At 64.0% G+C, this 13,719-nt stretch carries 11 protein-coding genes and 1 pseudogene; 10 read left to right on the top strand and 2 right to left on the bottom strand.

The window, feature by feature from the left end; translation table 11 throughout:
- The first annotated feature begins 242 nt into the window (after positions 1-242).
- Complete coding sequence (locus ACE3UG_RS00255) at positions 243-515, top strand: dodecin family protein (protein WP_374618237.1); 273 nt, start codon at positions 243-245, stop codon at positions 513-515.
- A 7-nt stretch (positions 516-522) separates the two neighbouring features.
- Here the strand turns inward: ACE3UG_RS00255 and ACE3UG_RS00250 are convergent.
- Positions 523-1,301 (bottom strand): annotated as a pseudogene (locus ACE3UG_RS00250) (DNA-binding transcriptional regulator).
- 298 nt (positions 1,302-1,599) lie between these two features.
- Here ACE3UG_RS00250 and ACE3UG_RS00245 point away from each other — a divergent pair.
- The 8 genes from ACE3UG_RS00245 (at position 1,600) to ACE3UG_RS00210 (ending at position 11,171) form a co-directional block, all read left to right on the top strand.
- Positions 1,600-3,447, top strand: coding sequence for a bifunctional 3-(3-hydroxy-phenyl)propionate/3-hydroxycinnamic acid hydroxylase (locus ACE3UG_RS00245; protein ID WP_374618236.1), 1,848 nt, complete (start codon positions 1,600-1,602; stop codon positions 3,445-3,447).
- A 2-nt stretch (positions 3,448-3,449) separates the two neighbouring features.
- The gene (locus ACE3UG_RS00240) at positions 3,450-4,409 is read left to right on the top strand and encodes a 3-carboxyethylcatechol 2,3-dioxygenase (RefSeq protein WP_374618234.1); all 960 of its coding nucleotides are present in this window, start codon (positions 3,450-3,452) and stop codon (positions 4,407-4,409) included.
- Between the two features lie 17 nt (positions 4,410-4,426).
- Positions 4,427-5,212 (top strand): 2-keto-4-pentenoate hydratase, encoded by a 786-nt coding sequence (gene mhpD, locus ACE3UG_RS00235; protein ID WP_374618233.1) that lies wholly within the window; start codon positions 4,427-4,429, stop codon positions 5,210-5,212.
- Positions 5,213-5,373: 161 nt separating this feature from the next.
- Positions 5,374-6,639: a 3-(3-hydroxy-phenyl)propionate transporter MhpT gene (gene mhpT / locus ACE3UG_RS00230; RefSeq protein WP_374618231.1), complete on the top strand. Its 1,266-nt coding sequence runs from the start codon at positions 5,374-5,376 to the stop codon at positions 6,637-6,639.
- A 69-nt stretch (positions 6,640-6,708) separates the two neighbouring features.
- Entirely contained in the window at positions 6,709-7,587 is an 879-nt protein-coding gene (locus ACE3UG_RS00225; protein WP_374618229.1) for an alpha/beta fold hydrolase, read from the top strand.
- A 470-nt stretch (positions 7,588-8,057) separates the two neighbouring features.
- Positions 8,058-9,242, top strand: a complete 1,185-nt coding sequence (locus tag ACE3UG_RS00220; RefSeq protein ID WP_374618227.1) for an acetyl-CoA C-acyltransferase — start codon at positions 8,058-8,060, stop codon at positions 9,240-9,242.
- A 232-nt stretch (positions 9,243-9,474) separates the two neighbouring features.
- Positions 9,475-10,749: a ferric reductase-like transmembrane domain-containing protein gene (locus tag ACE3UG_RS00215; RefSeq protein WP_374618226.1), complete on the top strand. Its 1,275-nt coding sequence runs from the start codon at positions 9,475-9,477 to the stop codon at positions 10,747-10,749.
- Positions 10,749-11,171 carry a cytochrome b5 domain-containing protein gene (locus ACE3UG_RS00210; RefSeq protein WP_374618224.1) on the top strand — a complete coding sequence of 141 codons (423 nt, stop codon included), beginning with the start codon at positions 10,749-10,751 and terminating at the stop codon, positions 11,169-11,171. Before ACE3UG_RS00215 ends, ACE3UG_RS00210 begins: the two co-directional genes overlap by 1 nt.
- A gap of 108 nt (positions 11,172-11,279) precedes the next feature.
- Here the strand turns inward: ACE3UG_RS00210 and ACE3UG_RS00205 are convergent, their stop codons facing one another.
- Positions 11,280-12,893: a methyl-accepting chemotaxis protein gene (locus tag ACE3UG_RS00205; RefSeq protein ID WP_374618632.1), complete on the bottom strand. Its 1,614-nt coding sequence runs from the start codon at positions 12,891-12,893 to the stop codon at positions 11,280-11,282.
- Positions 12,894-13,125: 232 nt separating this feature from the next.
- Between ACE3UG_RS00205 and ACE3UG_RS00200 the strand changes: the two genes are divergently transcribed.
- On the top strand, positions 13,126-13,656 hold the full coding sequence (locus tag ACE3UG_RS00200) for a DUF4087 domain-containing protein (RefSeq protein WP_374618222.1): 531 nt from the start codon (positions 13,126-13,128) through the stop codon (positions 13,654-13,656).
- Positions 13,657-13,719 lie beyond the last annotated feature (63 nt).

Here is a 13,719-nt window from a genome sequence, read left to right as displayed (position 1 = left end):
CTGAGCGAAGCGCCGCATGTGCCCGTCAGGTGCGCCGTTCCGTATTGACGCGCATCAGGGGCGAGTGGCTCGGCTGAGTAGCTTCCACGTAGTCGGACCGACTTCGCAGAACGTCTCGCCGTACATCTCGCCACACGTCTCGCTGTAGGTGTCGCACACCCGCTAACCGTGAGGATGGCGGCCGGGTGGCTTCGTTTGACATCGGTCAACACGGCAGGCGGGCCAGCGACCATGATTGGCTTATGGCAGCCACAAACCTCGGCCGGGATACCTCCCATGAACTGCCATTGGCCTTCGCGGGAGTCGTCATGTCAAAAAATATTGTCAAAGTGATCGAAATTCTTGCCGAATCCCCGCAAAGCTGGGAGGACGCAGCGAGCAAAGCGGTCGCCGCCGCGCAAAAATCGCTGCGCGACGTCAGATCCGTCTATATCAAGGATCTCTCCGCCGAAGTGGAAAACGGCAAGATCGTCAATTATCGAATCACCGCCAAGCTGAGCTTCAAGCTCGAATAGCGGCGGGTCACTGCAAGGCGGCAACCATGCGCGCTGCGGCCTCCTGCAGCGGCGGCACGAATCGGCGCACGGCCTCGGCGGGACTCAGCGCCTGATCGAGGTAAATCACGTTCAGGCTCGCCAGCACGCGTCCCGCCGACGGTATCGCCACGGCGACCGCGCCAATCTTGCGCTGATCCAGCCAGTCGCCATGGTTCGAACCAAAGCCGTCTTCACGCGTCTGGCGCACAAGATTGCGAATGAATGCATCGTCGTTGGCGAAGCGCTGTTGTAATGCCCCCCCGCGCCGCTGCGCAACAGCTCGAGAATGTCCTCGCGCTCGGCGTCGGGACACGTGCCGAAGTAGGCGCGACCCGCTGCCGTAAACAGCATGGGCAATCGACGACCGACCATCGCGCGGTGAAACGACAGCGGACTGAAGCGGTGCGTCGTCTCGCGGATGATCATCGCGTCACCGTCGGGCGTAGTGAGGTCCGACGGCCACACCACACTCTGCATCAATTGCCCCATGATCGGCGGGGCGACCGTCGCGATGCGCTCGTCGTCGGTGAAGCCTTCGCTGAGCGAGCGCACGGCCAGCGCCAGACGAAACGTGTCATCCGAGGTGCTGCGTCGCACGAAGCCGTCCTCTACCAACGTCTCCAACAGCCGCCGCACCGTCGTGCGGTGAAGGCCCGTCGCCTGGCTTAATTGCAGGGCCGTCGCGCGCCCGCGCTCCATTGCATTCAATGCCTGCAGCACCCGAAGGCCGCGCGACAGGCCTCGGACATTCACGTATTGGCTCACCGGAAATTCCCAAATAAATCAACGTTGTGCATTGTATGCACGTTTTGGATAAATTGTTGAGCGCATTGTGCGACGTGCCTAGACTCCACACCAAATCAGAGCGCTAACGGAGACACCGTCCTTACCGCGTGAGCAGACTTTGCCAAGGGCAAGTCGCCATGCGGCCGATCCGAGCCCGATCTCGATCCAGAGCGGACGACACGATCCGCGACCGATTCAACCGACGCAGCACGCCAAACATACGCGCGAACGACGCGGGGGCGTGCTCGCGCTCAACAACAGCAAAGGAGCGAGACACATGAGCGCATTCGTCAATGCGTCCAACGCGGCAGCAGACGTCACCACTGACGTCGTCATTGTCGGCGCCGGCCCCGTCGGGCTGATGATGGCCAACATTCTCGGCCTGCAGGGCGTACAGGTGACCGTGCTCGAGAAGCTCGATCAACTCATCGACTATCCGCGCGCCATCGGCCTCGACGACGAGGCGTTGCGTGTGTTCCAGGCCGTGGGCTTGGCCGACGCACTGCTGCCCCACACGACGCCCGATCACTGGATGCGCTTCGTGACACGTGACGGCCTGTGTTTCGCGTCGATCGAACCGCGTACGGACGAGTTCGGTTGGTCACGCCGCAACGCGTTCATTCAGCCGCTCGCCGATCGGGTGTTGTTCGAGGGCCTCAAGCGCTTCGGGCATGTGCAGGTGCTGTTTGGCCACGGTGTCGACGCATTCACGCAAGATGCTCAGGGCGTCACGCTCTGCGTAAAGACGAACGACGGGCGGACACGCACCGTTCGCGCGCGCTATATGGTTGGCGCGGACGGCGGCAACAGCCTCGTGCGCCGGGCACTGCAAATCCCGTTCGAAGGGCGCACGAAGCCCAACCAGTGGATTGTCGTCGATGTCCGCAACGATCCGGTCGGCTCGCCGCACGTCTACATGCATTGCGATCCGGAGCGCCCGTACGTATCTGCCGCATTACCGCATGGTATTCGGCGCTTCGAGTTCATGGTGATGCCGGGCGAGACCGAGGAAGCCTTGTCCAGGCCGGAGAACATGGCAGCGCTGATTCGCAAGGTGGTTTCGTATCCGGAGAAGGTCGATTACATTCGTAAGCGTGTCTATACACATAACGCGCGCTTGGCCGATACCTTCCGGGTCGATCGCGTGCTGTTGGCTGGCGACGCCGCGCACATCATGCCGGTCTGGCAAGGGCAGGGCTACAACAGCGGTATACGCGACGCCAACAATCTCGGCTGGAAGCTTGCGATGGTCGCCAAGGGCACGTGCGATGCCCGCTTGCTCGATACGTATACAGCAGAGCGCCGCGCGCATGCCCGCTCGATGATCCACCTGTCGGAGGTGGCGGGCGACATCTTCGCCCCGACCACGCGCATCGGCGTGCGTTTTCGCGACACCTTGGTGCGTAGTTTCAACCTGTTCCCGTCGGTCAAGCGCTATTTCGTGGAAATGCGCTTCAAACCCATGCCGCGCTATGAGGACGGTGCCGTGCTGCTGCCGCCGCCGCGCAATCGCGGCGGCAGGCTGGCCCGCCTGCTGGAGCGTTCGGGCAGCACCGCACCGGGGCGCCTGTTGGGTCTGATGAGTCAAAAGCGGGAGTCGTGGCTCGGTCGCCTTGTGTATGGCCGCGATCCGCTGGCGAGCTCTCCGGTCGGGCGGCTTTTCATTCAACCGACGGTTCGCACGAGTGCGGGCGAGATGAAGCGGCTTGACGACGTCATCGGCAACCGCTTCGCCGTGCTCGGCTGGGGCACCGATCCGACCTTCGGCCTGAGTGCACAGGCACGGACGTGTGCCGCGGCGCTCGGCGTGTGCTTCGTGCTTGCCAAGCCCGACGTGCAGTTGCCACACACCGACGATGTCCCCGAGGGCGTCATTGCCATCGGCGATCCGTCGAACCGCCTGAAGGACTGGTTCGGCCGTCTGTCTTCCTCGGTCGTGCTGCTGCGTCCGGATCGCTTCGTTGCGGGCGCGTGCTCGCCGCAAGACGTCTCACAGGCCTTGATCGAGCTGGCCGACAAGCTCGCACTGACGCAGGGGGCCGCGCATCGCCCGGCCTGTCGACCCGCTGCTGCACCGGTGTCGAGCGACGCCGTGGTGGCCATCGCGACCGTCGCTGGAGCCTGAGCATGCCCATTCATCTTGAGTGTCTTTCGCATACCCCCCTGCACGGCTACTTCGATCCGGCCGACGATGTCGTGGCCGAAGTGGCACGCGTGCAGGAAGCCGCGCGAGCGCGAGTACGCGCGTTCGATCCCGAACTGGTTGTGGTGTTCGCGCCCGATCACTTCAATGGCTTTTTCTACGACGTCATGCCGCCGTTCTGCATCGGCGCACAGGCCACGGCCATCGGCGACTTCAAGAGTCTGGCCGGCACATTGCCCGTGCCTTCGGAGACCGCGCATGCGCTCGCCGAGTGGGTGCTGTCGTCGGAAATCGACGTTGCGATGTCGTATCGCATGCAGGTGGATCATGGTTTCGCCTATGCGCTCGAAGTGCTCACCGGCGGCCTCGATACCTATCCTGTGGTGCCGGTCTTCATCAACTGTGTTGCGCCGCCGATGGCGCCACTGCGCCGCGCCCGTCTGCTTGGCGACGCAATCGGGCGATTCTTTGCGCAGACGGACAAACGCGTGCTGGTCGTCGGGTCCGGCGGCATCTCTCACGAGCCACCGGTGCCCGAGCTGATCGGGGCGACCGAGGAAGTCGCCGAACGCCTGATCGCGGGCCGGAACCCGTCGCCCGATTCGCGCGCGGCCCGCCAGGCACGTACCGTGGCCGCAGCCAAGTCGTTCACGGCAGGGCAGAGCGCGATGCACCCGCTCAATCCGGCATGGGACCGTGCATTCCTGCAACGTCTGTCGAGCGGTGAGCTGAGCGCGCTCGACGCCATGACAAACGCGGCGATCACCCGCGACGGCGGCAAGTCGGCGCATGAGATCCGCAGTTGGCTGGCGGCGTTCTCGATGCTTGCCGTGTACGGCCAGTACCACGCCGCGATCGACTACTACCGCCCGATTCCCGAGTGGATCGCCGGCTTTGCCGCGATGCATGCCTCGCCACAACGGGCGCTGGCTGCGGCGGCGTAATGCAGCAGGAGACATCGATGTCGAATCAGAACGTTATTCAGGCCCTCGCCGCGCGTCTGCGCGAGGCCGAGGCAACGCGTCAGAGCGTCGCGCCAATTCGCGGCGAAATTGCGCTCGACGACATGGCGAGCGCCTACGCGGTGCAACAGACCAACGTCGATGCGCGCCTCGCGAACGGAGAACGTATCGTCGGCCGCAAGATCGGTCTGACTTCGCTCGCCGTGCAAAAGCAGCTCGGTGTGGACCAGCCCGACTTTGGCGCGCTATTCGCCGGCATGGCCTGCGGCGATGCGCAGCCGATGCCGCTCAGCCAGTTCATCCAGCCGAAGGTCGAGGCGGAAGTTGCGCTGGTGCTGGAACACGATTTGACGCACGGCAAGCATACGTTCGCCGACATCATTCGCGCCACCGCCTATGCCGTGGCGGCCGTGGAAGTCGTCGACAGCCGCATCGAGCAATGGAACATCCGCTTCGTCGACACCGTTGCCGACAACGCGTCCAGCGCGCGGTTCGTGCTGGGCAGCCGTCCGGTGAGACTCTCGGCGCTCGACGTGAGCGCGTGCGCCATGACGCTTTCGCGCGATGGCGAAGTGCTCTCGCGCGGCAACGGCGCGGCCTGCCTCGGCAACCCGCTCAACGCGGCTGTCTGGCTCGCGGATCGCATGGTGCAACTTGGCACGCCGCTGCGCGCGGGCGACATCGTATTGACCGGCGCACTCGGCCCGATGGTGCCGGTGACCGAAGCGGGCACATTTGTCGCGCAAATCGAAGGCTTGGGCGACGTGCGCGCCACGTTCGCCTGAGCCCCAATGACTGTCCCGCCCCGCTGGGCCGAGTGTCCTGTCGTGTGTCGGGTGGTGTGTCGGATCGGGGGCCGAGTCATATCGAGCGGTCCTCATTCGCAGTTTCAAAAACGATTCGCCGCCAGTAAGAGCGGCAACCTTTAAACCTGGAGACATTAGCCATGAACGCAACAACCCAAGGCGGCGCAGAGGCGTCGCGAGGCCGGTATGCCACGATCGGACTATGCCTGGCGATCGCACTGCTCGAGGGTCTTGACCTTCAGTCGGCAGGCGTGGCTGCCCCGCGCATCGCAAAGGAATTCGGACTGAGCGTGGCGCAAATGGGCTGGGCGTTCAGCGCTGGCGCCATTGGACTGCTTCCGGGCGCGGCGCTCGGCGGGCGACTCGCCGATCGCTGGGGGCGCAAGCACGTGCTGATGCTTTGCGTCGCAATGTTCGGCATCTTTTCGCTGGCGACCACGCTCGTGTGGAACTTCGAAACGTTGCTGGGCGCTCGATTTCTGACCGGCCTCGGTCTTGGTGCGGCCATGCCTAACCTGATTGCCCTGTGCGCGGAGGCCGCGCCGGACGCTCACCGCAATACCGCCGTCGGCGCGATGTACTGCGGCATGCCGTTCGGTGCTGCGCTTGCGGCGGTGATCGGGATCGTGAGCCCGAGCGCCGAGGGCTGGCGCCACGTGTTCTATGTCGGCGGCTTCGGCCCGTTGCTGATGGTGCCGCTGCTGGGCCTCTTCCTGCGCGAGTCGGCACAGTTCGTCGCGGCGAAGGCCGTCCAGGTCTTGGGTGTGACAGCGAAGGTCCAGGCACCGAGCATCACGCACGCGCTGTGGCGCGAAGGGCGTCGCCGCACGACTATCGCGCTTTGGATCAGTTATCTCGGCACGCTGATCGTGCTGTATTTTTTGATGAACTGGCTGCCGTCGATGGTGGTGGCCAACGGACTCTCGCGCACTGAAGCGGGCGTAGCCATCATGATGTTCAACGTGGGCGGAGGTATCGGTGCCATTGCCATCGCCAACGTGATGGATCGGTGCTCGCCGCGTCTTACGGTGCTCGGTATGTACGTCGGTATCGCACTGGCGCTCGCGGGACTGTCCGGCGCGATCGGCGCCGTGACGATGGCCTGTGGAGCCTTCTTCTGCGGTCTGTTCCTCGTCGGTGGTCAGTCGGTGCTGTATTCGATGGCCGGTCAGGCGTATCCGACGGAAGTCCGGGGTACGGGCGTGGGGGCGGCGGTGGCCGTGGGTCGGTTGGGATCGGTGCTTGGACCGCTGATCGCAGGGCAACTCTTCGCGCTGGGACAGAGTGCATCGATGCTGGTGTCGTCGAGTATTCCGCTGATCCTGGTCGCGGCCGCCGCTGCGTTGACGGTGGTGAGCACGCTTGCGCCGCGCGTCGTCGGTGCGGCCATGCAGCCCGGCCGCTGATGTGACGGGCGATGCGCACGCCGCGTTGCGCATCGTCGTTTTCCAATGTTCGTAGCGAAAGAAGGCAACATGACTGCAATTCATCCGGCCGACACGGCCATCACGGAAGTTTCAACGAGCCGGTTCGTCTCCATCAAGGACGGTGAGACCGCATTCCGCATTCATTACAACGATGTCGGCAACGGCGCCGAGACGGTCGTGATGTTGCACGGCTCGGGTCCCGGGGCAACCGGCTGGGCGAATTTCAGCCGCAATATCGAGCCATTGGTGGACATGGGTTACCGCGTGCTGCTGGTCGACTGTCCGGGCTGGGGCAAGAGCGACGCGGTGGTCAACACGGGTTCGCGCTCGGAACTCAATGCCAGGGTGCTCAAGGGGGTGCTCGACGCCCTCGATATCGGGCGCACGCACATCATCGGCAATTCGATGGGCGGCCACAGCGCCGTGGCATTCGCGCTGGCGAACCCTCAGCGCGTCGGCAAGCTGATCCTGATGGGCGGCGGCACCGGTGGCCCGAGCCAGTTCGTGCCGATGCCGACCGAAGGCATCAAGTTGCTCAACGGGCTCTACAAGACGCCGACGATAGAGAACCTGAAACGGATGATGAACGTGTTCGTGTTCGACGCCAGCGCACTCACGGACGACCTCATGCAGGCCCGGCTCGATAACATGCTCGCGCGCCGCGACCATCTCGAGAACTTTGTGAAGAGCCTGGCAGCCAATCCGAAACAATTCACGGACTACGGTGCCCGGCTGAGCGAAATCGCCGCGCCGACGCTCATTGTCTGGGGCCGGGAAGACCGGTTCGTTCCGATGGACGTCGGGCTGCGGCTGCTGGCGGGCCTGCCGAACGCGCAGATGCATGTCTTCAGCCGGTGTGGTCACTGGGCGCAGTGGGAGCATGCGCAGGCATTCAACCGGATGGTGGTCGACTTCCTCGGACACTGACCCTGCATTCGCGGGTGCGGTTCAGCGCCGCACCCGCGCTTCCCATTGACGGACTTTGATTGATCGGGGGCATCGTTCAATCGAATGACCGCTCCTTTTTGCGGATCGCCCGATCACGCGATCACCCGGCGCATGCGCGATACATGATTGACTTGCATCAAGGCATCTCGTGCTGTCCGCACGGGCCACAGCATGTACGTTAAGGTGTAGACGGCAGTGGACCTCGGGCTCGGACCCATCTCTGGAATATCACCAAGCTAGGCCGGATAACGCGTCGAATGGCGAACACTGGTGTGGCATCGGCGCGCGATCGCGCCAGTCAGGCGTTCGCATCGATTCGCGCAATCCGGGGGGCATGGCGGCTGACCACGCACGCGATCGGTGCGTACGCGTCGCCTCAGGTGCCGCACGGTCCACCTCGATCCGGCGCGCGATGCGACTTGCGTGCCATTTCCGTCAGGAGCAAGTCCATGAAAAACATAGAGGTCGTCTTGTGTAGTCCGGTCCGCACTGCGATAGGCACGTACGGCGGGGCGCTCAAGGATGTGCCGGCGCCCGCGCTCGGCGCGGCGGCGGTCCGCGAGAGTCTGGCGCGTTCGGGACTGTCGGCAGACAAGGTTCAATCGCTCGTCATGGGCAACGTGATTCAGGCCGGTGTCAAGATGAACCCGTCACGGCAGGCCGGTATTGCGGGCGGCTTGCCGGTCGACGTGCCTGCGCTCACCGTCAACCGGGTCTGTGGCTCCGGCGCACAGGCGATCGCGAGCGCAGTCACCGAGATCTGGGCCGGCATGATCGATTGCGCCATCGCTGGCGGCATGGAGAATATGGATCGCGCGCCGTACCTGTTGCCGCAGGGGCGCTGGGGCGCGCGCATGGGTGACGTGACCCTGTTCGACAGCATGCTGATGGACGGGCTTAACGATGCCTTCAGCGGCCAGCATTCCGGGTGGCATACCGAGGACCTCGTGACGAAGTGCGGGATCTCGCGGGAAGATCAGGACCGCTGGGCATTGCGCTCACAGCAGCGCTTTTCCCAGGCGCAGGCGGCCGGTCTGTTCGACGCCGAGATCGCGCCGGTCGAAGTCCCCGGTCGCAAGGGACCGACCGTCTTTGCCCGGGACGAACACAATCGGCCCGACACCACCGCCGCCTCGCTCGCTGCGCTTAAACCGGCGTTTCGCAAAGACGGCACGATCACGGCGGGCAATGCGCCTGGCCTGAACAGCGGCGCCGCCGCGATGATCGTTGCCGGGCGTGACTGGGCGGAGCGCAACAGTCTGGTGCCGATGGCACGGATCGTGAGCTACGGCGTTGGGGCCGTCGCGCCCGACTTCTTCGGACTGGGACCTATTCCGGCCGTGCGACAGGCCATGGACCGCGCGGGCTGGTCGACGAGCGACGTAGACCGTGTCGAAATCAACGAGGCGTTCGCAGCGATCGCGCTGGCATGTCTGCGCGAACTGGGCTTCGCGGAGGACATCGTCAATGTGGAAGGCGGTGCGATTGCACATGGACACCCCATTGGCGCGAGCGGGGCGGTCCTGACCACCCGTCTCTTGCATCAGATGCGGCGGGGCGGCACTCGACGCGGCATCGTGACGCTATGCATCGGAGGTGGCCAGGGGATTGCGCTCGCCCTTGAGATGCTGTGACGTTCGCTCGAAACGAAGGCGAGTGGTGGCGTAGGCATACGCGCACGCGCGTGGATTGCGTCGCCATCGAGCACCCGCGCTGTGTGCGCAGCGCTCGCTCCTACGATGAATGCAATGCCTGCCAGGCAGCGCATCATGCCTTGATGGCCGCGCGCGCCCGTCCGGCGGGCGCGATGGTCGAGCCAGGTCGCAACGCAGTGTGCGAACGGCTGCGGGCGACGGGACGCTTGCAATGAACGCCCGGCGCGGGCGTCGCAGGGCACATGATCTGGTCGCGCCGATCTTCCTCGTCGCGCTCAGCCTCGCTGGCGTGGCGTGGGCCTTCCCGGAAAATTTGCCGATCTGGCGTGCCATCGCAGTCATCGTCGGCTGGGCCGGCACCGGTCTGTTGGTGGGGAGCCTCGCGCTGATGGTGCGCGAACCCCGCTGGTCCGGCTTGCTGGGCGGGCTGGACACCATGTACCGCTGGCATCATCGCGGCGGCGTCATCGGCTACGTGCTGCTGCTATGCCATCCCTTGGCGTTGGGGATGGCAGGGCTAGAGGCGTCGCCCCGTACCGCATGGCAGGCCATTGCGCCCTGGTATCTGAGTTGGCCTGAATGGCTCGGATGGTTCGGGCTGCTGCTGCTCACGGCGGGACTTGCAACGACGTTCAGCCGACGCATCGGCTACCGGCGCTGGAGGGCGCTGCATTACCTCACTGCGCTGGGGGCGATCAGCGGGCTGGCGCATGTCTTCGTGATCCTGGGCGAAGCCGGCGCCTTTCTCGCATTCATCGGACTGGCAACGATAGCGCTCGCCTGGCGTCTGCTGGCAACGGATCGCGGGCTGAGCGCGCATCCCTACCGGGTCACACACGTGACGCCGAAGGCAGCGGATACGATCGAGGCAGCGCTCGCGCCGTGCGGCGGTGCGTTCCCGGTCAAGCCCGGGCAATTCGTGCTCGCGGCCTTTGGCGATGGCCCCATCTATCGCGGCTGCGGGGAGTTCCATCCCTTCTCAGTAAGCGGAATCGGTTCAGGCGGCGTGCTCACGGTCGGCGTCAAAGCCCTCGGGCCGTGCACCCGGCGCATCCAGTCGCTCGAGCCAGGCACGCTGGTGCGGCTGCAAGGCCCCTTCGGGCGATTTCTGGCAGACAACGTCGAAAAGCCTCAGCTCTGGATTGCGGGCGGTATTGGCATCACGCCATTCATGGCCGCGATCCGTCGCGGGCAGCTTCCGCCGACAACGACACTGATCTACCTATACCGTGACGCACGCGAAGCGGCCTTTCTCGACGAGTTGCAGTCTCGTGCCGACGTCGACCCAACTTTCGAGCTGATCGCCGAAGCCAGCGGCGAGTCGCTTCCCGATGTGCCGGCCCTATTGTCCCGCGTGACTCGCCTCGGACAAAGGCAGGTGCAGATCTGTGGCCCAAAAGGGCTGGTAGAGGCTGTCACGGCGAGACTGCGCGAACTCGGTCAGCCTGCCCAATCCATCCAATATGAGAGCTTCGACTTCCGATAATGCGCCGACTTTTCATTCTCTCCACGATGCTTTTCTTCCTCGCCATGGGAGGGTTCTGGGCGGCCAGCGTCTGGTTGCCCGAGGCGCCTGCGGCGTCCGGAGCGCCCAACCCTCAGGCAGCGCCCACTCCCCAGGCAGCGCCCACCCCCCAGGCAGCGCCCGCGCGCCAGACACACTACACACTCTCGGAAGTCGCCCGCCATGACACCCGCAACGACTGCTGGATGGCGATTCGTGGTCAGGTCTACGACTTCACCCGCTACGTGCCCCAGCATCCTTCGGATCCTTCCGTCTTCCTGCCCTGGTGTGGCAAGGAAGCCTCACAGGCGTATCGGACGAAGAGCAAGGGGCGCTCGCACTCGTCCTACGCCGACCAGTTGATGATCCAGTACCGAATCGGCATGTTACAGGCGGCAAACTAAGCCAGGGCAGGGTGGGGTAGGCGAGGCCCAGGGGACGGGCCTCGCCGGTTCGGACATCGACATGCCCAACCCAGCCGTGAGTGAGACGAACTGGGCCGTCAGGTCATCTCAGGCGGCGAGTCTTTTACCGCTGACCAAGTAGGGGCGCTCGGTGATTCGCACCTCTGCGGCCGGTGCGGAGGCAATCTGGAACGAGGTTACGGCACCTTGCAGCCGCGTCGCCTGTTCTTCCATCGATGCGGCGGCTGCGGCCGCTTCTTCGACCAACGCGGCATTCTGTTGCGTGACCTCGTCCATCTGCGTCACGGCACGATTGACCTGCTCGATGCCATGACTTTGCTCACTCGACGCTGCGGATATCTCGCCCATGATGTCGGTGACGCGCTGAACCGCCTGAACGATGTCCTCCATCGTTTTGCCCGCTTGCTCGACCAGCGTGGAGCCGGCCCGAACTTGTTGCGCCGAACTCTCGATCAATGCCTTGATTTCCTTCGCGGCCGCCGCGCTGCGCTGTGCGAGCGTCCGGACCTCGCCAGCCACCACGGCGAAGCCGCGACCTTGCTCGCCGGCGCGCGCGGCTTCAACCGCCGCGTTCAAGGCCAGGATGTTGGTCTGGAACGCAATGCCGTCAATCACGCTAATGATGTCGACGACCTTGCTGGAGCTGGACGCGATGTCCTGCATCGTGCCGACCACTTGTCCGACGACGCTTCCGCCACGCGCTGCGATCTCGGATGCATTGACCGCCATCGCGCTGGCCTGCCGCGCGTTGTCCGCATTCTGCTTGACGGTGGCCGTGAGCTGTTCCATGGACGATGCCGTTTCCTCCAGCGAGGCGGCTTGCTCTTCCGTGCGTGCCGACAGATCGGTATTGCCTGCTGCGATCTCGCGAGCGGCAGACGTGATCGACTCGGTGCCGCCGCGAATGCGCTCAACGGTAGACGAGAGACTTTCCTGCATGCGGCGCATGGCGGCGAGCAGGCTGGCGGTGTCTCCGGGCTTGACGTCGACCCGCATCGTGAGATCGCCCTCGGCAATGCGGCTGGCGATCTCGACGGCATAGTGAGGCTCTCCGCCCAGGCTCTTTTTGATGTTGCGAATGATGAGCAGCATCGCCGCGGATACGATGCCGCCGAGAACTACCAGGAGCCCGGCCCACTGGGCCAGCGACCGATAGAAGGCATCGTTGATGTCGTCCGTATAGACGCCCCCCGTGACGCACCAGTCCCACGGCGCGAAGTATCCGACGCGGCTGATCTTGCCAACCGGCTTATCGTGGCCGGGCTTCGGCCACAGGTACGTGAAGTACCCGCCGCCTGTGCGGCCGATTTTCGAGATTTCCCGGAACACGTAGTTGCCCGCCGGGTCTTTGAATCCGGCGAGGTTCTTGCCGTCCAGTTCGGGCTTGATCGGATGCATCACGACGTTATTGTGCGTGTCGGAAACCGAGAGATAGCCGCTTTCGCCGAAACGCATGGCGCGCACTTGTGCAAGGGCATCCCGTTGAGCGTCGGCTTTCGTGAGCGTGCCCTTGTCTACCGCGTCTGCATATCTTTTAATCACGCTGGTGGCCGAATCCACAACGCTTTTGAGGCCGAGCTCACGTTCATCGATCATGGTCTGACGCGTGTGGAATGAGCCCCAAGCGCAAATGACCAGGAGGCTAATCCACATCAGGCCCAAGGCCAGCAATAATTTGGTATTCAGGGTAAAACGTTGCACGACTACCTCCGGGACTGGCAATGGGGGGCAAGAGGTTGAATTTGAGACGAATGCACGACGTTCGCAAGCCGTGGACAGCGAGCCCACCGCAGAGCGTCGAATGATCGACGCGCACGGCGACGCTTCACGGCCAGATTACGCAGTGCCGTCAGATGGCAGACACTCTATCGATGGCACACGCAAACGTCTGCCGGTGTTTTCGCTCATAGACTGAACGGTTTCGGGCGTGGACATGACGCGCATTCAGGGCCAGGGTCGCGTGCGAGCAGGTAAGATTGTTCGGAATACCGCAGGCGTGGCGACATTGATGGCGTTTGTGTCGCCGAACGTTTCGACAATTGCCTTGCCCAGGGTGTACCTGGATCGGAAAGTCTTTCACATGAAAATCATTCGTTCCCGTCGCGCGGCACCCGCGCTTGCCCTTTGCATTTTGATGGCGCTCAGTGCCCATGCTGTTTCGGGCACCCGCGAAAATCGCTGTGGATGGTTGCAGAACCCGACGCCTGGCAACTGGTGGCTCGACGACAAGGACGGCAGTTGGACGCTTTCCGTGATGGGCGAGCCGCCGGTTCCGGGGTTCGACGAGATTCCCGACATGTCGACAAAGGGCTGGGTTGTCACCAACGCGGGAAGCCACGGTTATGGCTGCGCGTGCATGGAGATGGAAGTGGACAGGGGGGCCGGCACGGTCCTGCGAATCTATTCAGCCAAACCGCTTTCGCTGAAACGCTGCAAGACCGATCGCTCGCTGCCCGCCCCCTGACCCCGGATGCGGCGTGCGTCAATCACCAATCACCGATCACCCCCGTGGCCGAAACACCGATTC

Source organism: Pandoraea sp. (assembly GCF_041919235.1).
Classification (GTDB): domain Bacteria; phylum Pseudomonadota; class Gammaproteobacteria; order Burkholderiales; family Burkholderiaceae; genus Pandoraea.
This window is presented reverse-complemented; position numbering and strand designations above follow the sequence as displayed.